The organism is Bartonella sp. EBT8, assembly GCF_055796165.1.
In genome coordinates, this window is sequence record NZ_JBTTDJ010000010.1 from 1 (window position 1) to 25,841 (window position 25,841).

Below are 25,841 nucleotides of genomic sequence, written 5' to 3' on the forward strand. Positions count from 1 at the left end.
GAAACGCCTCTGTTATTAAGAGGTTGTTAAGCGGCGTTAAAAGTTAGGGGTATAGCTCAGTTGGTAGAGCGGCGGTCTCCAAAACCGCAGGTCGCGGGTTCAAGTCCTGCTGCCCCTGCCAAAAGAGAATAATATTTTAGCTTTGAGGAGGTGGATTTTAAACTGCCTTCTTTGCTTTTTTTTCTACGGGGCTTGTTTTTTTGTTTGTGAATCTGTATTGAGTAGAGAATGAGGAAGTTGCATAAGGCTGAAGATTGGCTTTTCGCATTTTGATCGTATTTATTTTATTGTATAAGACACAATAAGGCTAAAAAGAATATAGAAAGAATATAGTGTGACTGATGGCATCTAAAACCAATCCAATAACGTTTTTAAAACAAGTGTATGCAGAAACAGTTAAGGTAAAATGGCCTACGCGTCGTGAGACTGTCATTTCTACTGTTATGGTTTTGTTGGTGACTGCGTTTGCCTCAGTTTTCTTTTTTATTGTGGATCAGTTTATGCATTTTAGTGTTTGGCGTGGTATTGATCTTCTAAAATATCTTTTTAGTTGAGAGTGCAAGGAAGTGTGACTGTGGCTGCTCGTTGGTATATTGTTCAAGCATATTCGAATTTTGAAAAAAAGGTAGCAGAAGCTATCGACAAGGAAGCGAAGCAAAAAGGGCTTGATCATCTGTTTGAGAAGATTTTTGTTCCTACAGAGCGTGTTGTAGAGGTTCGTCGTGGGCGCAAGGTTGATGCTGAGCGGAAGTTTTTTCCTGGTTATGTTCTTGTTTGTGCTGAGTTAACAGATGAGGTTTATCATCTCATTAAAAATACTCCTAAGGTAACAGGTTTTTTGGGATCAGATGCGCGTCCCATTCCAATTTCTGATCGAGAGGTTGAGCAAATTCTGAAACAAGTTCAGGAGGGTGTTGAGTCTCCAAAGTCTTCTGTATTGTTTGAGGTTGGGGAGCAAGTTCGTGTTGCCGATGGGCCTTTTGTTTCATTTAATGGGATCGTTCAAGAGGTTGAAGAAGAGCGTTCTCGTCTTAAGGTGGAGGTGTTGATTTTTGGGCGTCCAACGCCTGTTGATTTAGAGTTTGGTCAGGTTGAAAAACTCTGATGAACTTAGAGTGATGTTAATCACTGTGAGTAACTTGTGGGAGGTGATTTGTAGCTTTTGTCGGCTTGATGATCCGGACCACTTAACTGCAGAGGGTAGAAGACAAGTGAGTTGTCGGTATACCAGTTAAATTGAAGGCAGATTGTTATGGCAAAAAAAAGTATAGGGCAGCTCAAGTTGCAAGTTCCTGCAGGAGCGGCTACACCGTCTCCACCAATTGGTCCTGCTCTTGGTCAGCGCGGTATTAATATTATGGAATTCTGTAAGGCATTTAATGCAGCTACGCAGGAAATGGAAAAGGGTGCGCCGATTCCAGTTGTTATCACTTATTACCAAGATAAGTCTTTCACATTTTCTTTGAAGACACCTCCTGTCTCGTTTTTCTTGAAGAAGGAAGCAAATTTAAAATCTGGTTCAAAAGAACCTGGTAAATTATCTGTAGGGAGTATTTCTCGTGATAAGATTCGTTCAATTGCACAAGCAAAGATGAAGGATCTTAACGCAAATGACATTGAGTCGGCGATGCGTATGGTTGAAGGTTCTGCTCGCTCTATGGGCTTGGAAGTGGTGGGCTAATGTTATGGCAAAAGTAGCAAAGAGAATAAAAAATATCCGCAAAGATATTAATTTTAATGAGCTTTACGCTTTAAAAGATGCGGTTTCGATGGTTAAAGAGCGTGCAGTTGCTAAATTTGATGAAACAATAGAGATTTCAATGAATTTGGGTGTTGATCCTCGTCATGCTGATCAAATGGTTCGTGGTGTTGCGCATCTGCCTAATGGGACGGGGCGAAAGACTCGTGTTGCCGTTTTTGCACGTGGCGATAAGGCTGAGGAGGCTAAGGCTGCTGGTGCTGATATTGTAGGAGCTGAAGATTTATTTGAGCGTATTAACGGTGGTGTGATTGATTTTGATCGTTGTATTGCAACGCCTGATATGATGCCTCTTGTTGGTCGTCTTGGTAAGATTCTTGGTCCACGCAGTTTGATGCCAAATCCGAAGGTTGGTACTGTAACACTTGATGTTGCTAGTGCTGTTAAGGCTTCTAAAGGTGGTGCTGTTGAGTTTCGCGTTGAAAAAGCTGGTATTGTGCATGCTGGTATAGGGAAAGCTTCTTTTGGTGTTGAAAAGATAGTGGAAAATATTAAAGCTTTTGCTAGTGCTGTTATTAAAGCCAAGCCGCAAGGTGCAAAAGGTGAATATGTTAAGCGCGTTGCAGTTTCGTCGACTATGGGGATTGGAATTAAAGTTGATCCTGCAACTGTTCGTTCTGAGCAAGTTTAAACAGATTTATAATTTTGTTTTGGGGTATGTGAATAACGAGATTATGTTTAAAATGTCGATTATTATCGGCATTGAGCTATCTAAGCTTTGACGAGCTTAGGGTATACCGGAAGAAATTCCGGAATATCCTGTCCGAGATTGTGGGTGATGCTATTTGAAGTATCTTAATCGAAAAAACCCACATGAGACTGGGGTAAAAACTGAAAGTTAAAGGACTTAAAGGGTTTGAGCCAGGGTTGCCTTTGAACGTTTTGCGTGAAAAAGGGGACAGGATCCTCATCGATAGCATAGGGTATTTTATGTTATCAAAGGTAACCAACAGGTTTTTTTTAGAAAATCTGTTAAATGGAGAGAGACAGTGAATAGAGCGGAAAAACGCGAATTTGTTACATGGCTTAACGAGGCTTTTCAAAAGTCTGGTTCTGTTGTTGTTGCGCATTATTCCGGTCTGACAGTTTCACAGATGAACGATCTTCGTTCGAAAATGGGTGAAGCTGGCGGTGCCGTTAAAGTCGCCAAAAACCGTCTTGCTAAAATCGCTCTTCAGGGCACGGAATCTGAATCGATAATGGATTTGTTTGTTGGGCAAACCCTTATTGCTTATTCAGAAGATCCGATTACAGCACCGAAAGTTGCTGTTGATTTTGCGAAAAACAATGACAAATTTGTTATCCTTGGTGGTTCAATGGGTGCAACAAGTTTGAGTGTAGATGCTGTGAAGTCGTTGGCTGCATTGCCTTCACTAAACGAGTTGCGAGCAAAGCTTGTGGGTATGATTTCTACTCCTGCAACCCGTATCGCACAGGTTATTAATGCACCTGCTGGTCAGGTTGCTCGTGTCATTGGAGCATATGCTCAGGAGGATAAGGCGGCTTAAGGCTGTTTTGTATTCATATTTATGGAAGAGTTTTGATGCTTTTCTGTTTTTTTGAATAAGTTTTAACAATGGTTCAAATCTTTTAATTAAAGGAATGTAAAAATGGCTGATCTAGCGAAGATCGTAGAAGACCTTTCTAATCTAACTCTTTTAGAGGCTGCGGAGCTTTCTAAGTTGCTCGAAGAAAAATGGGGCGTTTCGGCTGCTGCTCCTGTGGCTGTTGCTGCTGTTGCTGGTGCCGCTGCTCCAGCTGCTGAAGAAAAGACAGAATTTGATGTTATTCTTGTTGAGGGTGGTGCACAAAAAATTAATGTCATTAAGGAAGTTCGAGCTCTTACAGGTCTTGGTCTTAAGGAAGCTAAAGATCTTGTTGAAGGAGCACCTAAACCTATTAAAGAGGGTGCTTCTAAAGATGAAGCAGAGAAAATTAAGTCTCAACTTGAAGCTGCTGGTGCTAAAGTTGAACTTAAATAAGTTTTATTTTATCGGCGGGCTTTTATGTTCGCCGATTTCCTTTCTCTTGAAAAGGAGGAAGATAATTAATGAAGCCTTTTCCCAGCGGTCGAATGGTTGTAATGGGTATAGGTTTTGCTTCTAGTTCCTTTATCATAGAGCCAAGGAGTAAATGGTTTGTGTTAAAGGAGCGAATGGGTGGTATCCATTATCGGGTATCAGATGAACTGTTCTGCATGTGCAGGTTAATGACATAAAGCTTTCAAGGTTTAGTCTACCTTGGAGAGTAAAAATCAAGGAGCGACGATGGCTCAGACCCTAGCGATGATGTCTCAATTCAATGGTCGTAAGCGCGTACGCAAATTTTTCGGTAAGATTCCTGAGGTGGCAGAGATGCCAAATCTTATTGAGGTTCAAAAAGCGTCATACGATCAGTTTCTCATGATTGAGGAACCGGAAGGTGGGCGACCAGATGAAGGTTTGCAGGCTGTTTTTAAATCGGTATTTCCTATTTCGGACTTTTCCGGTACAGCTATGCTTGAGTTTGTTGGTTATGAATTTGATTTACCAAAATTTGATGTTGAAGAATGCCGCCAGCGTGATTTGACGTATGCTGCGCCATTAAAGGTGATATTACGTTTAATTGTTTTTGATATTGATGAGGATACTGGATCAAAAGATATCAAAGATATTAAAGAGCAAGGCGTTTATATGGGCGATATGCCTTTAATGACGACGAATGGCACTTTTATCGTTAATGGTACGGAGCGTGTTATTGTTTCACAGATGCATCGCTCTCCTGGTGTCTTTTTTGATCATGACAAAGGAAAGTCGCATTCATCGGGGAAATTTCTTTTTGCTGCTCGTGTTATTCCTTATCGTGGTTCTTGGCTTGATATTGAATTTGATGCGAAGGACATCATTTATGCTCGTATTGATCGGCGACGCAAGATTCCCGTTACGAGTCTTTTGATGGCATTGGGGATGGATGCATCAGATATTTTGTCGACCTTTTATAATAAAGTTAGTTATGAGCGAGATGGAGACGGATGGCGCATCCCTTATTCTATTGAACGCTTTAAAGGCATGAAGCTTGTTTCTGACCTTGTAGATGCAGACAGTGGTGAAGTTGTTTCTGAGGCTGGTAAAAAGTTAACGCTTCGTGCTGCAAAATCTTTAGCCGAGAAAGGTCTCAAAGCAGTTAAAGTTAGTGAGGACGATTTATTAGGATGTTATCTTGCGGAAGATATAGTTAATTATCAGACAGGTGAGATTTATCTTGAAGCTGGTGATGAAATTGATGAAAAAATATTGAAGGTTTTGTTTGATGTTAACGCAGATCAAATTAATATCCTTGATATTGATCATATGAATATTGGTGCATATATCCGTAATACTTTAAAAGTAGATAAAAATGAAAGCCGGCAAGATGCATTATTTGATATTTATCGGGTTATGCGTCCCGGTGAGCCGCCGACAATGGATACAGCAGAAGCTATGTTCCATTCATTGTTTTTTGATCCAGAGCGTTATGATCTTTCTGCTGTAGGGCGTGTTAAGATGAATTTACGTATGGATCTTGATTGTCCAGATACGGTTCGCATTTTGCGTCAAGAAGATATTCTTGCTGTTGTTAAGATGTTGGTTGAATTGCGTGATGGTCGTGGTGAAATTGATGATATTGATAACCTTGGCAATCGTCGCGTTCGTTCAGTTGGGGAGTTGATGGAAAATCAGTATCGCATTGGTTTGCTCCGTATGGAACGTGCGATAAAAGAGCGTATGTCATCCGTTGAAATTGATACAGTCATGCCACAGGATTTGATCAATGCAAAGCCTGCGGCTGCAGCGGTTCGCGAGTTTTTTGGATCTTCGCAATTGTCACAGTTTATGGATCAAACCAATCCATTGTCAGAAATTACGCACAAGCGCCGTCTTTCTGCGCTTGGCCCAGGAGGCTTAACCCGTGAACGTGCAGGTTTTGAAGTGCGTGACGTGCATCCTACGCATTATGGTCGCATTTGTCCGATTGAAACGCCGGAAGGTCCCAATATTGGTTTGATTAACTCCTTAGCAACATTCGCACGGGTTAATAAATATGGTTTTATTGAAAGTCCCTATCGCAAAATTATTGATGGTAAAGTGACAACAGAAGTTATTTATCTGTCTGCGATGGAGGAATCAAAGCATTATGTGGCCCAAGCTAATTCTTCATTGGATGCTGAAGGGCGCTTTACAGAAGAGTTTGTTGTTTGTCGTCATGCCGGTGAAGTTTTGATGGCGCCGCGTGATCACGTGGATTTGATGGATGTTTCGCCAAAGCAGTTGGTTTCAGTAGCAGCAGCTCTTATTCCATTTTTGGAAAATGATGATGCGAATCGTGCATTGATGGGATCAAACATGCAACGTCAGGCAGTTCCACTTGTACGTGCTGAAGCGCCATTTGTTGGTACAGGAATGGAATCCGTTGTTGCCCGCGATTCGGGGGCAGCCGTTAGTGCAAAGCGTTCTGGTATTGTTGATCAAGTCGATGCAACGCGTATTGTGATCCGTGCGACAGAAGACTTGGATCCGTCAAAATCTGGTGTTGATATTTATCGTTTGCAGAAATTTCAGCGTTCCAATCAGTCTACCTGTATTAATCAGCGTCCTCTCGTGCATGTAGGGGATCGGATAGAGAAGGGTGATATTATTGCAGATGGTCCTTCTACGGACCTTGGTGATTTAGCTCTTGGACGAAATGTTCTTGTGGCATTTATGCCTTGGAATGGCTACAACTATGAAGATTCCATTTTGTTATCTGAACGCATTGTTGCTGATGATGTTTTTACTTCGATTCACATTGAAGAATTTGAAGTTGCAGCACGTGATACAAAACTTGGGCCTGAAGAAATAACGCGCGATATTCCTAATGTTGCAGAAGAAGCGTTAAGGAATCTTGATGAAGCTGGTATTATCTATATTGGTGCTGAAGTTCAGCCTGGTGATATTTTGGTTGGCAAAATTACGCCAAAGGGTGAAAGTCCTATGACGCCAGAAGAGAAGCTTTTGCGTGCCATTTTTGGGGAAAAAGCTTCAGATGTTCGTGACACTTCTATGCGAATGCCTCCTGGAACTTTTGGAACTGTTGTTGAAGTTCGTGTTTTTAACCGCCATGGTGTGGAAAAAGATGAACGTGCAATGGCAATTGAACGTGAGGAAATTGAGCGTTTAGCTAAAGATCGTGATGATGAACAGTCGATTCTTGATCGCAATGTTTATGCACGTCTTTCTGATATGTTGACAGGTAAAGTTGCTGTAGAAGGTCCCAAAGGTTTTTCAGGCAGTAAGAAGCTTGATACTACGGTGATGGCTCACTATCCACGTTCGCAATGGTGGCACTTTGCTGTTGAGGATGAAAAGCTTCAGAATGAAATTGAGGCTTTGCGTAAGCAATATGATGAATCAAAAGAGGCATTACAACGTCGCTTTATGGATAAAGTTGAGAAGGTCCAAAGAGGCGATGAAATGCCTCCTGGTGTCATGAAAATGGTAAAGGTTTTTGTTGCTGTAAAACGCAAAATCCAACCGGGTGACAAAATGGCGGGACGTCATGGTAATAAGGGGGTTGTATCACGTATTCTTCCCGTAGAAGATATGCCGTTTCTTGAAGATGGAACCCATGCTGATATCGTCTTAAATCCGCTTGGTGTGCCTAGTCGTATGAATGTTGGACAAATTCTTGAGACACATCTTGGTTGGGCGTGTGCTGGTATGGGCAAGAAGATTGGCGACTTGATCGAGTTATATCAAGAGACTGGGGATATACTTCCTTTGCGTCAGCGTATCGAAAATCTGATGCCTGATAATAATCATAATGAACCAGTCCGTCAGTATGATAATGAAAGCCTTTACAAATTGGCTCTGCAGATGAAGAAGGGTGTTTCAATTGCAACGCCTGTTTTTGATGGAGCGCATGAATCTGATATCAACATGATGCTGGAAGATGCAGGACTAGATAGCTCAGGTCAGGTTACCCTTTATGATGGTCGTACTGGAGAGCCTTTTGATCGTCCCGTGACAGTTGGATATATTTACATGTTGAAATTGCATCACCTTGTTGATGATAAGATTCATGCGCGCTCGATTGGACCATATTCGCTTGTTACTCAGCAGCCATTAGGTGGTAAAGCACAATTTGGTGGTCAGCGTTTTGGTGAGATGGAGGTCTGGGCACTTGAAGCTTATGGTGCTGCATACACTTTGCAGGAGATGTTGACTGTAAAATCGGATGATGTGGCTGGTCGAACGAAAGTCTATGAGGCTATCGTGCGCGGTGATGATACATTTGAGGCGGGTATACCGGAAAGCTTTAATGTGTTAGTAAAAGAAATGCGCTCACTCGCTCTTAATGTGGAACTTGATGACGCGCGTGAGCTTATTGCACAACGAGCCTTATCTGATACAGCAGAATAGTAATTTAAGGAGAGCGCACGAGAGGAAGTGCGCTCTGATTGTCTTGAGAAGTTAAATAAGAAATTTTTATTAAGGTATCACAGGCAGTTTAAAAAGTAGAAATAGTTTTAAATGAGCTCTGTGATAAAATTAATGAGAGATAATAATGGGTTCTAAGAATCTTTGAAGGAGAACGGCATGAACCACGAGGTCATGAATCTTTTCAATCCTCAGGCGCCAGCGCAGACATTTGACTCTATTCGTATTTCCATTGCGAGCCCTGAGAAGATTTTGTCTTGGTCGTACGGTGAGATCAAGAAGCCTGAGACTATTAATTACAGAACTTTTAAGCCAGAGCGTGATGGTCTTTTTTGCGCGCGTATCTTTGGTCCTATTAAGGACTATGAATGTCTATGCGGTAAATATAAACGCATGAAATATAAGGGTATTATCTGTGAGAAGTGTGGTGTAGAGGTAACTCTTTCACGCGTGCGTCGCGAGCGTATGGGGCATATTGAGCTTGCGGCACCTGTTGCGCATATTTGGTTCCTTAAATCGTTGCCAGGTCGCATTTCTACACTTTTAGATTTAACTTTGAAGGATATTGAGCGGGTTCTCTATTTTGAGAATTATATTATAACGGAACCAGGATTGACATCCCTTAAGCTCCATCAGCTTCTTTCTGAAGAAGAGTATATGCTTGCTATTGATGAGTTTGGAGAAGATCAGTTTACAGCTATGATTGGGGCTGAGGCTATTTATGAGCTCCTAGCTAGCATGGAATTAGAGAAGCTTGCGAATGATTTACGTGTCGAATTGTCTGAGACGACTTCGGAGTTAAAACAGAAAAAGCTAATTAAGCGGCTTAAGATCGTTGAAAATTTCCTTGAATCTGGCAATAAGCCAGAATGGATGATTATGAAGACGATTCCAGTTATTCCGCCTGATTTACGTCCATTGGTTCCACTTGATGGTGGGCGTTTTGCGACATCGGATCTGAATGATCTTTATCGACGGGTGATAAACCGTAATAACCGTTTAAAACGGTTGATTGAATTGCGTGCTCCTGGAATTATTGTGCGCAATGAAAAGCGTATGGTGCAAGAAGCGGTTGATGCATTATTTGATAATGGTCGACGCGGTCGTGTGATTACTGGAGCAAATAAGCGTCCACTTAAATCTCTTTCAGATATGTTAAAGGGTAAGCAAGGGCGTTTCCGCCAAAACTTACTTGGAAAGCGTGTTGATTATTCAGGCCGTTCTGTTATTGTGACAGGCCCTGAGTTAAAATTGCATCAATGCGGTCTTCCTAAAAAGATGGCTCTCGAATTATTTAAACCATTTATTTATGCACGTCTTGATGCGAAGGGATATTCATCAACTGTAAAACAGGCAAAGAAACTTGTTGAGAAAGAACATCCGGAAGTTTGGGATATCTTAGATGAGGTTATCCGTGAACATCCTGTTTTACTGAATCGTGCGCCAACATTGCACCGTTTGGGGATTCAAGCTTTTGAACCCATCTTGATTGAAGGTAAAGCTATACAGCTTCATCCATTGGTGTGTACTGCTTTTAATGCGGATTTTGATGGCGATCAGATGGCGGTTCATGTTCCACTTTCTCTTGAAGCACAGCTTGAAGCGCGTGTTTTGATGATGTCGACCAATAATATTCTTCATCCAGCCAACGGTGCACCGATTATTGTTCCATCACAGGATATGGTTCTTGGTCTTTATTATCTTTCGATTGTTTCTGAAAAAGAACCAGGCGAGGGAATGGCTTTTTCTGATATAGGTGAGCTTCATCATGCCTTAGAAAATAAGGTCATAACTCTTCATACGAAGATTAAGGGCCGTGTTAAAAATATAGGGGAAGATGGAAAAGAAGTTGCTAAACTTTACGATACAACACCTGGACGTTTGATCATTGGGGAGCTTTTGCCAAAAAATCCAAATATCTCGTTTGATATTGTCAATCAAGAAATGACTAAAAAGAATATCTCTAAATTGATTGATCAGGTTTATCGGCACTGTGGGCAAAAAGAGACAGTTATTTTCTGTGATCGTATTATGCAGCTTGGCTTTTCTTATGCTTGTCGTGCAGGAATTTCATTCGGCAAGGATGATATGGTTATCCCTGATAGCAAGTCGCGTTTGGTTGCAGAAACGGAATCTTTAGCTAAAGAATACGAACAGCAATATAATGACGGTTTGATTACGCAAGGCGAAAAATATAACAAAGTTGTAGATGCGTGGGGTAAATGTACTGATCGTGTTGCCGATGAGATGATGAAGCGTATTCAGGCTGTTGAATTTGATCCTAAAACAGGTCGTCAACGGCCAATGAATTCAATCTATATGATGTCGCATTCTGGTGCACGTGGTTCTGCTAACCAGATGAAACAGTTAGCTGGTATGCGTGGGTTGATGGCAAAGCCGTCGGGTGAAATTATTGAAACACCAATTATTTCAAACTTTAAGGAAGGTCTAACCGTTAACGAATACTTCAATTCAACTCACGGTGCACGGAAAGGGCTTGCCGATACTGCTTTGAAAACAGCAAATTCTGGTTATCTAACACGCCGCCTTGTTGATGTTGCACAGGATGCTATTATTTCAGCAGTTGATTGTGGTACTGCGAAGGGGCTTACTATGCAGCCTATTGTTGATGCAGGACAAATTGTTGCATCTCTTGGGCAAAGGATTCTTGGTCGCACAGCACTTGTTGATATTTTACATCCCGTTTCTGGTGAGGTTCTCCTTGAAGGTGGTGCGATGATTGAGGAAGCTGATATTGCTAAGATTGAAGAAGCTGGAATTCAATCAGTTCAAATCCGCTCTGCTTTAACATGTGAAACGCGTCTTGGTGTTTGTGCCAAATGCTATGGTCGTGATTTGGCACGTGGAACACCAGTGAATCAGGGTGAGGCAGTTGGTGTTATTGCTGCTCAGTCCATTGGTGAACCAGGAACGCAGCTTACTATGCGTACTTTCCACTTGGGGGGAACGGCGCAGGTTGTGGATTCATCTCATTTAGAAGCATCCTATGAAGGGATAGTAGAAATTCGCAATCGCAATGTGGTTCGCAATTCTGAAGGTCATTTGGTGGTTATGGGACGTAATATGGCTATCCTTATTAAGGATGAGTCTGGAAAAGAGCGTGTAGTGCATCGTGTTAGCTATGGTGCGCATATTTTTGTTGATGATGGTGATGTGGTTAAATGTGGGCAACGTATAGCAGAATGGGATCCTTATACACGTCCAATTTTGACTGAAGTTGAAGGCTATGTAGGTTTTGAAGATATGATTGATGGTTTATCAGTTACTGAAACGGCTGATGAATCGACCGGTATTACAAAGCGCTTGGTGATTGATTGGCGCGCTAATCCCCGTGGTGCTGATCTAAAGCCAGCTATTATCATTCATACAGATAAAAAAGGTGAGACCATTGCTAAATTGTATAAGGGGGGCGAAGCCCGTTATATGATGTCAGTAGAAACTATTCTTTCTGTTGAGCCTGGTTCTCATGTTAAGGCTGGTGATGTTATTGCTCGCTTGCCAATGGAAAGTGCTAAGACAAAAGATATTACAGGTGGTCTACCACGTGTGGCTGAGCTTTTTGAAGCGCGACGTCCAAAAGATCATGCTATCATTGCTGAAGTTAGTGGTACCATTCGTTTTGGTCGCGGTTATAAGAATAAGCGTCGTATTATCATCGAACCAAATGATGAAACTCTTGAACCAGTAGAATATTTAATTCCAAAGGGTAAATTGTTTCACTTCCAAGAGGGCGATCAAATTGAAAAAGGAGACTATATCCTCGATGGCAATCCAGCACCTCATGATATCTTAGCAATTAAGGGGGTTGAGGCTTTGGCATCTTATCTTGTTAATGAAATTCAAGAAGTTTATCGTTTGCAAGGTGTTTTAATTAATGACAAGCATATTGAAGTGATTGTTCGTCAGATGTTACAAAAGGTTGAGATTACTGAATCTGGAGATTCAGGTTATATTGCGGGTGATCATGTAGATCGTATAGAGCTTGATGAAATTAATGATAATTTGATTGCAGAAGGGAAAAAACCTGTATCGGGTACCCCCATTCTTCTTGGGATTACAAAAGCATCTCTTCAAACGCCGTCGTTTATTTCGGCAGCATCATTTCAGGAAACAACAAGAGTACTTACTGAAGCAGCAGTTTCTGGTAAAATTGATACTTTGCAAGGTCTTAAGGAGAATGTTATTGTTGGTCGCCTTATTCCTGCGGGTACAGGTGGTACGATTGCTCAAATTCGCCGTATTGCAACGGTTCGTGATGATTTGATTGTCGATGAGCGGCGTAAATCTAGCAATAACGAGATGGCTAAGGCTATGTTAACAAATATGACAACTGAAACAGTTGCTGAATAATTTGCCTACTGATAAAAAAATAATAGGAGAGCGCCCGAATATAGGATTTGGGCGTTTTTTTACAGATCTCAGAATGTAGAAATTCCGTGTTTTTCTAAAAAACATGACTTTAAAAGCTATAAGGCGCTTATTGTTTTAAGCATTCTTGTTGGCTTATTGTGTTTTCTTACATTTAAGAATTGAGGAAAGCAGAGGATGAAATTCTAATTAAAATTTTGTAAAGAAACAGATATCTGATAACAGTGTGATCTATAAAACAGAATGATAAAATGCACGAATATTATTCAATTGGTGAGTTGACACGCGAATTTTCAATAACTGCTCGGACTTTGCGTTATTATGAAGAAGAAGGGCTTCTTGTGCCTTTTCGTCGTGGGAGCTTACGGCTTTATACGCAAAGTGATCGTCATAAATTAAAACAAATACTGCGTGCTAAAAGAGTTAAATTTTCTTTGTCTGAAATATCTGATATGTTGACTATAGGAGGAAAACCACCAGATGATGAGAAAAAGCTTAAAGAATTAATTGTAAGGATTAATAAAAAACGGGTTTATTTACATCAGATGCAGCGCGATATTGATGATCTTCTACATGATTTAGAGCGTATAGAAGAGACTTTTTTTGAAAGTTTAGCTGAATTAGGAGTTAACCGTTGATTATGGATTTTATTTCTTCTTCATTTTTAACGATTTTCTTTTCCTTAAGAGAGATGAGCTGTCTGTTCTTTAATGATAAGCGTTGAAGGGCATTAAAAGTGGTAAGTTTTTCAAAAAAGTAGAGTGAATGCAAAAGAGTTGCAAAGGTCTTGCGACACACCGGCTATGAATGAGAAAATAATGATATTTAAATTTATGTTTCAAAGAGAAAGTAAAAACAATGACGGTTGATTCTTCCATTGATATTTTTCAGTCTATTCTATCACGTAAATCGATACGTGCTTTTACTGATCAGCCAGTCTCACAGGAAACAATTAAAGAAATCTTAAAACTTGCGGCTCGTACACCATCTGGAACTAATATTCAACCATGGCAAGTCATTGTCCTTACAGGAACTATGTTGCAGAAAGTAGGACAAGAACTTTCACAACTCGCACTCTTAGGTATAAAAGGGGAGCGTGAAGTTCGTTATTACCCGCGTCAATGGCGTGAGCCTTATCTTTCGAGGCGCCAAAAAATTGGTTTGGATCTTTATAAGAGTCTTGGGATTCAAAAAGATGAACAGGAAAAAACACTTCATCAAAAAGCGCGGAATTTTTCATTTTTTGGTGCGCCTGTAGGGCTTTTGTTTACCATGGATTATGACATGGAAAGAGGAAGCTGGCTTGATTTAGGCATGTTTATGCAGACCATCATGTTAGCAGCACGTGGGTTTGGATTAGATACGTGTCCCCAAGCTGCTTTTGCTGATTATCATAAACAAATTCGTACACTTTTGTCAGTCCCCTCAGATCGGCAAATTATTTGTGGTATGGCCCTTGGTTATCGCGACGGGAGTGCTCCAGAAAACAATTTTGTAACTGAACGTGAACCAATAGAGAATTTTGTACGCTTTATTTAATCACATTTATGGGAATATTTTTATGGAAATGAGTGTCATTTTTAAAGAGCTTGAGCCATTATAAAAATATTCCCGTGAGAACTTCTCATTTTTATTGAATTTTTTTAATATTGCGTGTTAACACTTATTTTACTACGTTTGAAAAATTAAGAGAATGGTTATTTTAGGATCATCATCTATTTTGAAGGTTGGCTATGGAAAGCGCTATAGAAAAGACGTGTTGGTTGGTAGCAAGACGAGCAACGGTCATATTTATTGCTATCATTTTTTTAGCTTATCTTACAATTTGATTTTAAATGGGACAACAGTGATAAAAAAGCGTATACTCAAGCTGTATAGCATTTTGGGGTGAAGAGTGTTTTTATCTGTTTTTGAACTTTTTAAAATTGGTATTGGTCCTTCTAGTTCTCATACGATGGGGCCGATGACAGCGGCTAACATGTTTTTGCAAGAGATTCTTGCACGAAATATTTCTCAACCATTTGATACTGTAATTTCTCGTATACGAGTTTATCTTTATGGTTCTTTGGCTTTCACGGGAATTGGTCATGCTACAGATAGAGCTATTGTTTTAGGGCTTTTGGGAGAAAAAGCCTCTACTATTAATCCTGATTGTATGGGCTTCTTGTTAGAAAAGGTAGCACGTGAGAAAAAAGTGCAACCAAAAGGCCATTCTACTTATCAGTTTGATTTGCAAAATGATCTTATCTTTGAACGAAAGGAAGTCTTACCTGGACATGCGAATGGACTTGCATTTGAAGGGCTTGATATTGATGGGAATGTTCTTTTGCGGCAGATTTATTATTCTATCGGTGGCGGTTTTGTTGTGACTGAGGATGAAATAAGCGATATGAATGGTAATGCACAACAAGAAACGTTTCAAGTACCATATCCTTTTGATTCTGCACGTAAAATGTTATTAATGGCAGAAAGTTCAGGACTTTCAATTGCTGAAATGAAGCGTCTAAATGAAGAAATAAAGATGGAGCGTTCTGCTCTTGATACAGGGCTTGATGAAATTTTTTCCGCTATGACAAATTGTGTTGATAGAGGTCTTGCACAAGAAGGTGAGTTGCCAGGTGGGTTACATGTTCCAAGACGCGCTAAAAAGCTGTATGAAAAACTTTTAGAAAATCGAAAAAAAAATCACAATTATCCACTTTGGGCAAATGATTGGCTTTCAGTATATGCTATAGCAGTGAATGAGGAAAATGCCGCAGGTGGTCGTGTTGTTACGGCACCGACAAATGGGGCTGCCGGTGTTCTGCCTGCCGTTTTGCGTTATTATCTTCAGTTTTATGATGATGCAGATCGAGAGGGAATCCATAATTTTTTGTTGACCGCAGCAGCTATAGGTGGAGTCATAAAACATAACGCTTCTATTTCTGGTGCAGAAGTAGGGTGTCAGGGTGAAGTTGGGACGGCATCTTCAATGGCAGCTGCAGGGTTGACAGCCGCGTTGGGTGGTACACCAGCTCAAATTGAAAATGCAGCAGAGATTGCGCTTGAACATCATTTGGGGATGACATGTGATCCAGTTGCAGGTCTTGTACAAGTTCCTTGCATTGAGCGTAATGCAATGGGAGCTGTTAAGGCGGTAACGGCTTGTTCTCTTGCCTTGCATGGGAATGGAGAGCATTTTGTTTCTCTTGATGCTTGTATAGAAACAATGCGTCAGACCGGACATGATATGAGTGAACACTATAAAGAAACAAGTAAAGCTGGTCTCGCAGTTAACGCAATATCCTGTTAAAATACAACGGATATTTAATTGAGTAAAATTTTTATGGGGTATTTTATCACGGATAAAGGTACAACCATTATATTTTGTAGTTCTCAATATTAACAACTGCTCTTTTATTGCGAGATAGGGGGTGAGCTTGTTTTAAAATTTCTAATGCTTCTGTTGATAAAGGCACGCGAAACTGTGTTGTAACATTACGTTTTCCTTTCATATTTTCAGCAGGGATGATCCATATATCATCTTGAATCTGATCTTTATGATATGACGCAAAGGGTTTGTGCGAACACCTGTCAGAATAAGCAACCGCAAAGCCAATTGTAGTATGGCTCTTGTTTCGCAAAGTGTTTTATAAAAAGCTGGGACCTCTCTTCTATTCATTGCCGATCTATGCGGAGCTTTATGGCGTTGTTTTCCTAAGAGCACGGGTGCTTTTGCTATTTCCTGTAAATCAATATCCAATCTCAAGGCGGCCGCATGTTTAAGACAAAGATTAAGGCGGTTTAGGGCTTTCTCTGCTGTTCCAGCTTTTGTATGCCAGATGGGAGAGAGAACATTGCGTATATCTGTTTAGGTCATTTCTTAAACCGGTAAACAACCTAATTTAGGGAGAATATGAAGGCGTAAAGGTAAAAACCAATTCCCATCTTTACCATCATGTTTGAGTTCAGCTTTACGACTTTCAAAAGTATCTAAAGCGATATCTTTTAAATAATGCAGATTGCGCATTGCCTCACGCTTTTGTTTTTCACGTTCTTTAATGGGATCACGACCTTCACGTAAAACAGAACGTCACCCAGTTGCCAATTCACGGGCTTGTTTTAAAGAGACATCTCTTAAAGCCCCCAAGCCTATTTCACGACGCCGCCCGTGAATGGTATAGCGGTAAATCCATTGAGCACCACCCTCTTTACATTTATGAAGGTACCAGCCTGCCCTGTCATATTATTTATCAGCCCCCAATGTTAGCAACAGCCCTTGCTATTCAGACGATTCATAAGAGGCATTTTTACTTCTCTATTTTTTATCCACACGATAATCTCAATTGTGATGTCCAAGGGGATGGTTTTGATTGATTCAACATAAGCAGGTTTGAAATGAGAGAAACTTAGGATATTCGAGGCTCTCATCCAACATGCAAAACGATGAATGATCATTATAAATTAATATATTGCCTATTTTAAGAGATCGTTTTATTGAAAAGTTGATCTGAGAGTTGGACAAAAAAACGCAAACGCAATTCTTATAAATTTTAGGGAAACGCGCATTTTCTAAAGCATTTTTAAAGATTGGATGCGGTGTATGAATATTCTTATGAATGAATAGCGCTCTTGGGAAAATTATTATAAATCAGCTATTTGTTGCACCTAGATGAATTTTAATAGGTACATTACCGGTTTGGCTTGCAACGCGTAAATGAATGCGTACAGGAGGCATTGCGAGACGACGATTTCGTGTTGTTTGACAAATAAGAAGGTTGACAAGAGATTTTGTGTCTAATGTTGCTGGAGCATATTTTAAACTAGCAAGTTTTGTTGCAGCATCGTGAAGAGAGCGCAATGAGAGAAAAGATGATTGCTTCAACAATTTTTCTTTTTCAGAGGATGAAGCAAGAGCATTATATATCATGATACTATCCTTAATGCAGAATTCAATAACTTTTAGTAAGCTACTGCATAGCAGTTAAAATTTGCTTTCTTTAATGTAGAACAAGCGCTGAATGCAGCTTTTTTTGATTGAAAACCTATAAAACGAGCACGGTAATAACGACGCCCATTTTTCTCAAAGAGTTGCATATGTGAAGATGTGCTTTTTAAAGCAGAATAAGCTGTATCTTTTGCTTTTAAAAGCAAAGTTTTTGCTTGTTCTTCGCTAGGGAGAGAACCAATTTGGATGGCCCATCCGGCATTTGTAGACAAAGAGACTGTAACAATTTTATGAGTCTCAACGGGCATAGCTTTTTGAGGATTAGGAATTGGTATAATTGCTTGATTTACAGCGGCTATCGCCATATTAGAATTTCTAGGTTGTTCTGCAAACGCTGTTAACATAGGAGAAACTTCCTCATCGAAATTGGTTGGCTCAGCTTTTACGATAGGTATAGGAGTATTTGCGCCCGTAGGTAAGTTGTGGCGTACAGAAGCCATTAAGTGTTTGTTATTTTTCATTAAGCTTGCTTTTGGCAAATATTGATTTAATAAATTGGCCATATGCTCATCACGTGCGGTAGATGATTTCCCTCCCATAACGACAGCAACGATGGAGCGCCCATTAAGATTCATTGAAGTTGCTAAATTAGAACCTGACATTTGTGTGTAGCCGGTTTTAATTCCATCGACGCCTTTCATTATTTTCACGAGCTTATTGTGATTGTTAATTGTATGACCACGGAACGTAAAACTTTTTATTTTGAACAATTGATACTGTTGTGGAAATTTTTTTCGTAATGCTAATGACAAAGTAGCTATATCCCGTGCCGTGGTATAGTTGCGTACATCTGGAAGCCCTGAAGCATTTGCAAAATGTGTCTGCGTCATGCCAAGTTTGCGGGCTTTTGCTGTCATCATTCGCGCGAATTTTTTTTCATTGCCACCGAGGTATTCTGCAATTGCAGTTGCTACATCATTTGCTGATCTTGTGATGAGTGCTTTGGCAGCAGCTTCTACAGAAATTGTTTGGCCTGCTTTAAACCCGATTTTTGTTGGTGGGCGTGTTGCTGCATAATGTGAGACGGGGATAGGAGTATTTGGTGTTACACGACGCATCTTCATAGCTTCAAAGAGTAGGTATAGCGTCATTATTTTTGTCAAAGAAGCTGGGTAACGTTTTAGGGTTGCATTGGCTTGAAATAAAGTTTTTCCTGTATTTGCATCTATAACGATAGCAGCATATTTATCAGGATAAGCTCCTTGAGGCGTAGCCGATGCCCAAGAGTAAGAAAAAGCTAAAATAACAAAAGCAATTGCTATCTTTTGATAACACCGCACAATTTTTTGGCAGTTAGTATACACGCGCAGTATCCTATTCCTCCGTTTATTCTGAAAATTCTGTAAAGTTTCTGTGTTTTTGCCGCTCGTTGATACAATTTAGACGAATGATATTACTAATTTGTTTACAAAAATCATTTTGTGAGTTTCCGTATTTGACTAAAAGCTAATCATAAAAGAAAGTTATTTTTCAATAAACAAGTGTTGCAATAGTGATGAAAGAACTTAAAATTAATAAAAATGCTCTGCATAGGAAATAATAATGGTACAAAAGCTTATAATAAATCCTATAGTTCTTATTATACACAATGAAAAAGGCAAGAATTTGGACGAAAGCAGGCATGATGCCATTATAAAAATTAGACCAAGACTTCAAAAGCCTAAGCTGTATCGTGTTCTTTTACTTAATGATGATTACACTCCTATGGATTTTGTTGTTTTTATTTTGAAAAAATTTTTCAAAAAAACTTTCGAAGAAGCAACTTGTATTATGTTACATGTACACCAAAATGGGGTAGGTGAATGTGGAACTTATAGTTATGAAGTCGCTGAAATGAAAATAGTACAAGTTAGGGAGTGTGCACGTCAAAATGAATATCCATTACAATGTGTGATGGAATGGAAGTGAGGGATTATGCCATCTTTTACACCTAGTCTTGAAGAAGTTTTGCATCGCGCATTAACAATTGCTACTCAAGCGCAGCATGAATATGCGACATTAGAACATCTTCTACTTGCTCTGCTAGATGATGCTGATGCAAATTTGGTAATTCAGGCTTGTCAAGTAGATGTGGAAGAATTACGAGAGCGCTTAACAAACTATATTCGGTCAGAATTGGATGTACAAATTAGAGCTGATGAGAATACAAAACCGACAACATTTTTCCAGCGTGTTATTCAACGTGCAGTGATTCATGCTCAATCCGCTGGAAAAGAAGAAGTATCGGGAGCAAATGTTCTCGTGGCAATTTTTTCTGAACGTGAAAGTCATGCAGCATATTTCCTTCAAGAGATGGGAATGACACGTTATGATGCTGTACGTTTTATTTCACATGGTATCACGCGGGATGAGGGATTATCTATGTTACTTGAGGGACTTGAAGAACAATTGGATCAGCAGATTTCAGATCATGATGAAAAGGTGACGAGTGCCCTAACTGCTTATTGTGTTGATCTCAATAGTAAAGCACGTAATGGAAAAATTGATTTATTAATTGGTCGTGAAATGGAAATTTCACGCATAATTCAGATTTTATGTAGAAGATCAAAAAATAATCCGCTTTTGGTTGGTGATCCTGGAGTTGGAAAAACCGCTATAATTGAAGGATTAGCAAAACGCATTGTTGATGGGCAGGTGCCTGAAGTTTTATCAAATGTGACGATATTTTTCCTTGATATGGGAGGACTTGTTGCTGGTACACGTTATCGTGGTGATTTTGAAGAACGGTTAAAGCACCTCATTAAAGAATTTGAGCAGTATCCAGATGCTGTTTTATTTATTGATGAAATTCATACTTTAATTGGAGCAGGGGCAACATTGGGAGGAAATATGGATGCCGCTAATCTTTTAAAACCTGCATTATCTTCCGGAACTATTCGATGTATTGGTTCGACGACTTACAAAGAATATCGTAAAATCTTTGAACAAGATCGTGCTTTAGAGCGCCGTTTTCAGAAGATTGATGTTAATGAACCTTCTATTGCCGATGCAATTAAGATTTTGCAAGGGTTGAAGCCTTATTTTGAAGATTTTCATCAAATTAAATATACTGATCAGGCGATGAAGGCATCTGTAGAATTGTCTTCACGTTATATGATTGATCGCCGGTTACCTGATAAAGCAATTGATGTTGTTGATGAGAGTGGTGCAGCGCAAAAGCTTTTACCAAAAAAACAACGGAAAAAGAGTATAGGTGTTAAAGAAATTGAAGCAACTGTTGCCACTATGGCAAGGATTCCACCAAAAACAGTTTCCAGTGATGATCAAAAGATCCTTAGCAAGCTTGAAAGAGAACTCAAGCATGTTATTTATGGACAAGATGAGGCAATTTCCGCCTTAGTATCGTCAATTAAATTGGCGCGAGCGGGATTACGCGAAACAGATAAACCGATAGGAAGTTATCTATTTTCAGGACCAACGGGTGTGGGAAAAACTGAAGTTGCAAAACAGCTCGCATCTTCCTTAGGTCTTGAATTGTTACGTTTTGATATGTCAGAATATATGGAACGGCATACGGTGGCGCGCTTAATTGGGGCACCTCCAGGTTATATAGGATTTGATCAAGGGGGACTCCTTACAGATGCAGTTGATCAGAAGCCTCACGCTGTTCTTTTGCTGGATGAAATTGAAAAAGCGCATCCAGAGTTATTTAATATTTTATTGCAAGTGATGGATTATGGTAAGTTAACAGATCATAGTGGTAAAAAAATTGATTTCTGCAACATCATTTTAATTATGACAACCAATGCTGGTGCTTCAGATATGGCAAAGTCAGCGATCGGATTTGGCAAAGTGTATCGTGATGGTGATGATATTGAAGCAATTAATAGGTTATTTACACCGGAATTTCGTAACCGGTTAGATGCGATTATTCCGTTTGCACCCTTATCTCAGGTCGTTATCAATCAGATTGTGCAAAAATTTATCTTTCAGCTTGAAGCTCAATTAGCTGATCGAGGAATTTGTTTTGAATTAAGTTCTCCTGCCATGATTTGGCTTGCTAATAAAGGATACGATCTCCAGATGGGGGCCCGTCCATTGAGCCGTGTTATACAAGAACATATTAAGAAGCCATTGGCTGACGAAATTTTATTTGGAAAGTTACGAAATGGTGGCACGGTACGCGTAATGACACAAAAATTAAATGGAGGAAAAGAGAGGTTGCAGTTAAAAGTTTCATCTTCCAATATGTCATCTGATTCAAAAAATAAAAAAATGACGCACCTTACAAAAAAATATGTGAGGAAAAAAGTTCAATGACTTAAAGCGACTTTGTTAAAGTGCTGCACGGATTTTTTTTGCGTTCTCTTCAAGTATTTCCGTAGGTGCTATAACATTATTATGAGAGGAAAGCTCTATTCCTTCCATACGTGGTATAATATGGAAATGGAGATGATAAACGGTTTGTTGGCTGGCTGCTTCATTAAATTGCATGACTGTTATACCATCTGCTTGAAAGGCTTTTTTAACGGCTTTGGCGATTTTTTGAACAGCTTTAATAACTGGAAACAATGTTTCAGTGTCTGCATCAAGGAGATTTCTAGAGCCTTTGCGAGGAATAACAAGTGTATGTCCTGGTGCTTGTGGCATAATATCCATGAATGCAATCACATCGTCATCTTCATAAACACGAACAGAAGGGATTTCATTGCGAATCAATTTGGCAAAAATATTGTTATCGTCATAAATCTGTTTCATATAAATATTTCCTTTTGTGCGTTTTAATTCAAAACATTAATTCCAATATAAAAAATGCAAAGGCTAGGATAAGATGAGAAGAGAGATTTCGCATTTGGTTGTCGCTTGAGATAGATGTATTGCTATTGGTAGGGGGTTAGATTTCTATGATAGCTTCAACTTCTACTGGAACATCCATAGGGAGAGAAGCAACACCAACAGCGGAACGGGCATGTTTCCCAGCTTCACCAAGAATATTGACGAATAGATCAGAAGCGCCATTGGCAACAAGAGGAATACCAGTAAAGTGAGGATCTACAGCGACAAAAACAGTGATTTTTACGATGCGTTTTATTCTCTTTAAATCACCAAGAGCTACTTTAATCTGTGCGAGAATATTGAGCGCACAGACTTCGGCTGCTTTTTTTGCTTGTTCGGCACTCACTGTTGCACCAACTTTACCGGTAGCTACAGGTTTTCCATCGGAAAAAGGCAATTGTCCAGAAATAAAAAGTTGGTTGCCACTTTGTGAAGCAGTTACATAATTAGCAATGGGTTGGGTTGCTTCAGGAAGAGTGATTGCAAATTTTTTTAGGTGGGTTTCAATCAAATTGGTCATAATTTAAACTCCATAGCTTTTTTTACAATACATCCATTGCATAAACTATTTTTCGATTTAAGGAAATGTGTGGTTAATTCAGAAGCTAGCTTTTTTTGCCTTATTGTATGATGTTATAAAATGGCGATAGAATTGGAAGTTGGGAATGATTAGATCTTTATTAATAATTTTATATTTTGTTTTTTTATCTACTGCCAAAGCTGAAGAAGCTATTTTTATTGCACCTCATCGAGCAATTTATGATTTTCAACTCGATAGTGTTTCTCATGAAATGACAATTTCAGCGATGTCTGGACGAATGGTTTACGAGCTAACGGGGTCAGTATGTCAGGGTTATACCACACGTTTTCGTTTTATCAGTCGTATTCAGAGTGAAGATATGCCGACGCGTTTAACCGATCAACAGACAACGAGTTATGAAACGGGTGATAGTCGTACGTTTCATTTTAATGTTACAGACCAAGTGGGACAAGAGGTTACACATCGTGCTGAAGGAGTAGCGGAGCGTCTTCAAGATGGAATTATTGTGAAATTAAAAACACCAAAAGAAAAAGAATACAAGCTCGCAATGGCTGAGTTTCCAATTATGCAACTAAAGAATATCATCCGCCATGCAAAAGCAGGCAATCATTTTTACAATGTCAATGTATTTGATGGAACAGATAAAGCAGATAAAATTATAAAAGAAAGTATCGTCATTGGGGAGAAGAAGACACTGTTCTCTGACGATGAAACAAAAAAAATGGGAAAATTAGATGAGGAGGACTATTGGCCCGTTACGATTTCTTATTTTGATGATATAGAAAAGAAAGATGGTCTTCCAGTCTATCGTACTCGTTTTCTCTTATATGAGAATGGTGTTATGCGTGATCTCCATGTAGATTACGGGACTTTTTCAGTGCGTGCAAAATTGAACAGTCTTGAATTTCTCGAGGTTGGCAAGAATCTTAATCAATGTAAACATTAAATGATTGCAGAAAATAACTTGAAAAAGAAACAAATATTAGTATGGTAGTGTTATTCCACACGCGGAATTTGGGTGTTTGCAAAAAGAATGTAGCAAACGTCCCCCGGTAGCAGCTTGATCTGCTTTTTCCGCGGAGGTTGAACCGGAAAGGATAAACTATGGCACTACCAGATTTTACTATGCACCAGCTTTTAGAAGCAGGTGTACATTTTGGCCACCAGACTCATCGCTGGAATCCAAAGATGACTCCTTATATTTACGGTGAGCGTAATAATATCCATATTATTGATCTTGCTCAGACTGTCCCTCTTTTACATCAAGCGCTTAAACTTGTTTCAGATACGGTTGCACGTGGTGGGCGCATTCTCTTTGTTGGGACGAAACGGCAGGCATCTGACATCATTGCTGATGCGGCAAATCGTTCGGCACAATATTATGTTAATGCGCGCTGGCTTGGCGGTATGCTTACAAACTGGAAAACGATTTCCCATTCGATCCACCGTTTGCGTAAGCTGGACAAAATTCTTGCTGCTGAAGCACAAGGTTTTACCAAAAAAGAGCGTTTAAATCTTGAGCGTGATCGTGAAAAGCTTAATCGTGCACTTGGTGGTATTAAGGATATGGGGTCTGTTCCAGACCTTATATTTATTATTGATACAAATAAAGAAAATATTGCTATCCAAGAAGCGAAGCGTTTAGGGATTCCAGTTATTGCTATTATTGATACCAACTGTGATCCTGATAATGTTACGCATCCAATTCCAGGTAATGATGATGCGTCACGTGCAATTTCTCTTTATTGTGATCTTTTTGCTCGTGCAGCTCTTGATGGTATTGCTCGTCAACAAGGTGCAATGGGCGTCGATTTAGGGGCTCAAGTTGATGCACCTGTAGAACCTGTTTTGGAAAATGCAATTGCAGTTTCTGAGTAATATTAAAACGCCCGTTAGGGTATTTATTTTCTAAAGGAAAGGTTATAGGCGTGTATAGGATTTTGTTCTTGCACGCTTTTACCGTTATAGAATAAAGAGGAAAATATGAGCATTACTGCTGCACAAGTAAAAGAACTTCGGGAATTATCAGGTGCTGGTATGATGGACTGTAAAGCGGCACTGGCAGAAACGAATGGTGATATGGAAGCTGCTGTTGATTGGCTTCGTAAAAAAGGAATAGCCAAGGCAGATAAAAAGGCTGGTCGTACAGCAGCTGAAGGATTGATTGGAGTTGCATCAAACGATTCAAGCGCAGTTTTAGTTGAGATTAATTCTGAAACAGATTTTGTGGCGCGCAACGATCTATTCCAAGACATTGTTCGCAATGTAGCAACAGCTGCTTTAGGAACGCACGGAAGTGTTGATGCTGTTTCTACCTCTCTTTATCCTGGTTCTGAAAAGACTGTAAAGGCTACAATTAAAGATGCAATTGGTACCATTGGAGAGAATATGGCCTTTCGCCGTTCTGCTAAACTCTCTGTTGAGAATGGTGTTGTTGCTACTTATATACACAATAGTGTGGCTGATGGACTTGGTAAACTTGGTGTTTTGGTTGCTGTTGAAACGACAGGCAATAAGGAGGCAGCCGCTGCTTTTGGCCGACAGGTTGCGATGCATATTGCTGCAACTAATCCTTTAGCGTTAACTGCGGAAAATGTTGATTCCAGTGCTGTTGAGCGTGAGAAAGCAATTTTTTCAGATCAGGCACGCCAGTCTGGAAAGCCAGAAAATATCATTGAAAAAATGGTGGAAGGTCGTATGCGTAAGTTTTTTGAAGAGGTTGTTTTGCTTTCTCAGGCTTTTGTTATGAATCCTGATATGAGTGTTGAAGCAGCTTTAAAAGAAGCAGAAAAATCTATTGGTGCGTCAGCAAAAATTACAGGCTTTATTCGTTTTGCGCTAGGGGAAGGTGTAGAGAAAGAGGTATCTGATTTTGCAGCAGAGGTTGCCGCAGCGGCAAAGGGGTAGTGATTTATAAATTTTTTCAGAGATTTGAATCTCATACCATTGATTATA

The 25,841-nt window shown here is 39.7% G+C and carries 20 protein-coding genes, 1 tRNA gene and 1 pseudogene; 17 read left to right on the forward strand and 5 right to left on the reverse strand.

The features are described 5' to 3' along the window. Window positions 1-45: 45 nt before the first annotated feature. The 12 genes from AC0QT4_RS06510 to AC0QT4_RS06565 all read left to right on the forward strand — a co-directional run bounded on the left by AC0QT4_RS06510 (window position 46) and on the right by AC0QT4_RS06565 (window position 15,874). A tRNA-Trp gene (locus AC0QT4_RS06510) sits at window positions 46-121 on the forward strand. 220 nt (window positions 122-341) lie between these two features. Further along, window positions 342-554: a preprotein translocase subunit SecE gene (secE, locus tag AC0QT4_RS06515; protein WP_473200913.1), complete on the forward strand. Its 213-nt coding sequence runs from the start codon at window positions 342-344 to the stop codon at window positions 552-554. Window positions 555-574: 20 nt separating this feature from the next. Continuing rightward, window positions 575-1,105, forward strand: a complete 531-nt coding sequence (gene nusG, locus AC0QT4_RS06520; protein WP_473200914.1) for a transcription termination/antitermination protein NusG — start codon at window positions 575-577, stop codon at window positions 1,103-1,105. 147 nt (window positions 1,106-1,252) lie between these two features. Next, window positions 1,253-1,681: a 50S ribosomal protein L11 gene (gene rplK, locus AC0QT4_RS06525; protein WP_473200915.1), complete on the forward strand. Its 429-nt coding sequence runs from the start codon at window positions 1,253-1,255 to the stop codon at window positions 1,679-1,681. A gap of 4 nt (window positions 1,682-1,685) precedes the next feature. Next, window positions 1,686-2,390, forward strand: a complete 705-nt coding sequence (gene rplA / locus AC0QT4_RS06530; protein WP_473200961.1) for a 50S ribosomal protein L1 — start codon at window positions 1,686-1,688, stop codon at window positions 2,388-2,390. A gap of 358 nt (window positions 2,391-2,748) precedes the next feature. Continuing rightward, window positions 2,749-3,267, forward strand: a complete 519-nt coding sequence (gene rplJ / locus AC0QT4_RS06535) for a 50S ribosomal protein L10 (RefSeq protein ID WP_473200916.1) — start codon at window positions 2,749-2,751, stop codon at window positions 3,265-3,267. Window positions 3,268-3,369: 102 nt separating this feature from the next. Next, on the forward strand, window positions 3,370-3,741 hold the full coding sequence (gene rplL, locus AC0QT4_RS06540; protein WP_004860149.1) for a 50S ribosomal protein L7/L12: 372 nt from the start codon (window positions 3,370-3,372) through the stop codon (window positions 3,739-3,741). 285 nt (window positions 3,742-4,026) lie between these two features. Beyond that, window positions 4,027-8,175 (forward strand): DNA-directed RNA polymerase subunit beta, encoded by a 4,149-nt coding sequence (gene rpoB / locus AC0QT4_RS06545; protein ID WP_473200917.1) that lies wholly within the window; start codon window positions 4,027-4,029, stop codon window positions 8,173-8,175. 177 nt (window positions 8,176-8,352) lie between these two features. Next, the gene (gene rpoC, locus AC0QT4_RS06550) at window positions 8,353-12,564 is read left to right on the forward strand and encodes a DNA-directed RNA polymerase subunit beta' (protein ID WP_473200918.1); all 4,212 of its coding nucleotides are present in this window, start codon (window positions 8,353-8,355) and stop codon (window positions 12,562-12,564) included. Window positions 12,565-12,833: 269 nt separating this feature from the next. Next, window positions 12,834-13,220 (forward strand): MerR family transcriptional regulator, encoded by a 387-nt coding sequence (locus AC0QT4_RS06555; protein ID WP_473200919.1) that lies wholly within the window; start codon window positions 12,834-12,836, stop codon window positions 13,218-13,220. A 220-nt stretch (window positions 13,221-13,440) separates the two neighbouring features. Then, entirely contained in the window at window positions 13,441-14,121 is a 681-nt protein-coding gene (locus AC0QT4_RS06560) for a nitroreductase (RefSeq protein ID WP_473200920.1), read from the forward strand. Window positions 14,122-14,476: 355 nt separating this feature from the next. Next, window positions 14,477-15,874: an L-serine ammonia-lyase gene (locus tag AC0QT4_RS06565; protein WP_473200921.1), complete on the forward strand. Its 1,398-nt coding sequence runs from the start codon at window positions 14,477-14,479 to the stop codon at window positions 15,872-15,874. Between the two features lie 106 nt (window positions 15,875-15,980). Here the strand turns inward: AC0QT4_RS06565 and AC0QT4_RS06570 are convergent. The 3 genes and pseudogenes from AC0QT4_RS06570 to AC0QT4_RS06580 all read right to left on the reverse strand — a co-directional run. Continuing rightward, window positions 15,981-16,869 (reverse strand): annotated as a pseudogene (locus AC0QT4_RS06570) (tyrosine-type recombinase/integrase); the annotation flags it as partial. Between the two features lie 343 nt (window positions 16,870-17,212). Continuing rightward, window positions 17,213-17,491 (reverse strand): hypothetical protein, encoded by a 279-nt coding sequence (locus tag AC0QT4_RS06575; protein WP_473200922.1) that lies wholly within the window; start codon window positions 17,489-17,491, stop codon window positions 17,213-17,215. Between the two features lie 32 nt (window positions 17,492-17,523). Next, window positions 17,524-18,873, reverse strand: a complete 1,350-nt coding sequence (locus tag AC0QT4_RS06580; RefSeq protein ID WP_473200923.1) for a serine hydrolase — start codon at window positions 18,871-18,873, stop codon at window positions 17,524-17,526. A 238-nt stretch (window positions 18,874-19,111) separates the two neighbouring features. On the opposite strand from AC0QT4_RS06580, the gene clpS reads away from it, so the two are divergent. Next, window positions 19,112-19,477 carry an ATP-dependent Clp protease adapter ClpS gene (gene clpS, locus AC0QT4_RS06585; protein WP_473200924.1) on the forward strand — a complete coding sequence of 122 codons (366 nt, stop codon included), beginning with the start codon at window positions 19,112-19,114 and terminating at the stop codon, window positions 19,475-19,477. A gap of 6 nt (window positions 19,478-19,483) precedes the next feature. Beyond that, window positions 19,484-21,829 (forward strand): ATP-dependent Clp protease ATP-binding subunit ClpA, encoded by a 2,346-nt coding sequence (gene clpA / locus AC0QT4_RS06590; RefSeq protein WP_473200925.1) that lies wholly within the window; start codon window positions 19,484-19,486, stop codon window positions 21,827-21,829. 15 nt (window positions 21,830-21,844) lie between these two features. Here clpA and AC0QT4_RS06595 read toward each other — a convergent pair whose 3' ends face one another. Both AC0QT4_RS06595 and AC0QT4_RS06600 read right to left on the reverse strand, forming a co-directional pair. Beyond that, window positions 21,845-22,267 (reverse strand): HIT family protein, encoded by a 423-nt coding sequence (locus AC0QT4_RS06595; protein ID WP_473200926.1) that lies wholly within the window; start codon window positions 22,265-22,267, stop codon window positions 21,845-21,847. 136 nt (window positions 22,268-22,403) lie between these two features. After that, on the reverse strand, window positions 22,404-22,865 hold the full coding sequence (locus tag AC0QT4_RS06600; RefSeq protein WP_473200927.1) for a RidA family protein: 462 nt from the start codon (window positions 22,863-22,865) through the stop codon (window positions 22,404-22,406). Between the two features lie 145 nt (window positions 22,866-23,010). Between AC0QT4_RS06600 and AC0QT4_RS06605 the strand changes: the two genes are divergently transcribed. The 3 genes from AC0QT4_RS06605 to tsf all read left to right on the forward strand — a co-directional run bounded on the left by AC0QT4_RS06605 (window position 23,011) and on the right by tsf (window position 25,793). Continuing rightward, window positions 23,011-23,832, forward strand: a complete 822-nt coding sequence (locus tag AC0QT4_RS06605; protein ID WP_473200928.1) for a cell envelope integrity EipB family protein — start codon at window positions 23,011-23,013, stop codon at window positions 23,830-23,832. Between the two features lie 158 nt (window positions 23,833-23,990). Beyond that, on the forward strand, window positions 23,991-24,764 hold the full coding sequence (gene rpsB, locus AC0QT4_RS06610) for a 30S ribosomal protein S2 (protein ID WP_473200929.1): 774 nt from the start codon (window positions 23,991-23,993) through the stop codon (window positions 24,762-24,764). A 105-nt stretch (window positions 24,765-24,869) separates the two neighbouring features. Beyond that, window positions 24,870-25,793: a translation elongation factor Ts gene (tsf, locus tag AC0QT4_RS06615; protein ID WP_473200930.1), complete on the forward strand. Its 924-nt coding sequence runs from the start codon at window positions 24,870-24,872 to the stop codon at window positions 25,791-25,793. Window positions 25,794-25,841 lie beyond the last annotated feature (48 nt).

Excerpts from the sequence above, each read along its gene's own strand:
- secE (WP_473200913.1), top strand. The coding sequence starts at position 342 with ATGGCATCTAAAACCAATCCAATAACGTTTTTAAAACAAGTGTATGCA.
- rplK (WP_473200915.1), top strand. The coding sequence starts at position 1,253 with ATGGCAAAAAAAAGTATAGGGCAGCTCAAGTTGCAAGTTCCTGCAGGA.
- rplA (WP_473200961.1), top strand. The coding sequence starts at position 1,686 with ATGGCAAAAGTAGCAAAGAGAATAAAAAATATCCGCAAAGATATTAAT.
- rplL (WP_004860149.1), top strand. The coding sequence starts at position 3,370 with ATGGCTGATCTAGCGAAGATCGTAGAAGACCTTTCTAATCTAACTCTT.
- rpoB (WP_473200917.1), top strand. The coding sequence starts at position 4,027 with ATGGCTCAGACCCTAGCGATGATGTCTCAATTCAATGGTCGTAAGCGC.
- rpoC (WP_473200918.1), top strand. The coding sequence starts at position 8,353 with ATGAACCACGAGGTCATGAATCTTTTCAATCCTCAGGCGCCAGCGCAG.
- AC0QT4_RS06555 (WP_473200919.1), top strand. The coding sequence starts at position 12,834 with ATGCACGAATATTATTCAATTGGTGAGTTGACACGCGAATTTTCAATA.
- AC0QT4_RS06560 (WP_473200920.1), top strand. The coding sequence starts at position 13,441 with ATGACGGTTGATTCTTCCATTGATATTTTTCAGTCTATTCTATCACGT.
- AC0QT4_RS06575 (WP_473200922.1), bottom strand. The coding sequence starts at position 17,491 with ATGATATATAATGCTCTTGCTTCATCCTCTGAAAAAGAAAAATTGTTG.
- clpS (WP_473200924.1), top strand. The coding sequence starts at position 19,112 with ATGGTACAAAAGCTTATAATAAATCCTATAGTTCTTATTATACACAAT.
- clpA (WP_473200925.1), top strand. The coding sequence starts at position 19,484 with ATGCCATCTTTTACACCTAGTCTTGAAGAAGTTTTGCATCGCGCATTA.
- AC0QT4_RS06595 (WP_473200926.1), bottom strand. The coding sequence starts at position 22,267 with ATGAAACAGATTTATGACGATAACAATATTTTTGCCAAATTGATTCGC.
- AC0QT4_RS06600 (WP_473200927.1), bottom strand. The coding sequence starts at position 22,865 with ATGACCAATTTGATTGAAACCCACCTAAAAAAATTTGCAATCACTCTT.
- AC0QT4_RS06605 (WP_473200928.1), top strand. The coding sequence starts at position 23,011 with ATGATTAGATCTTTATTAATAATTTTATATTTTGTTTTTTTATCTACT.
- rpsB (WP_473200929.1), top strand. The coding sequence starts at position 23,991 with ATGGCACTACCAGATTTTACTATGCACCAGCTTTTAGAAGCAGGTGTA.
- tsf (WP_473200930.1), top strand. The coding sequence starts at position 24,870 with ATGAGCATTACTGCTGCACAAGTAAAAGAACTTCGGGAATTATCAGGT.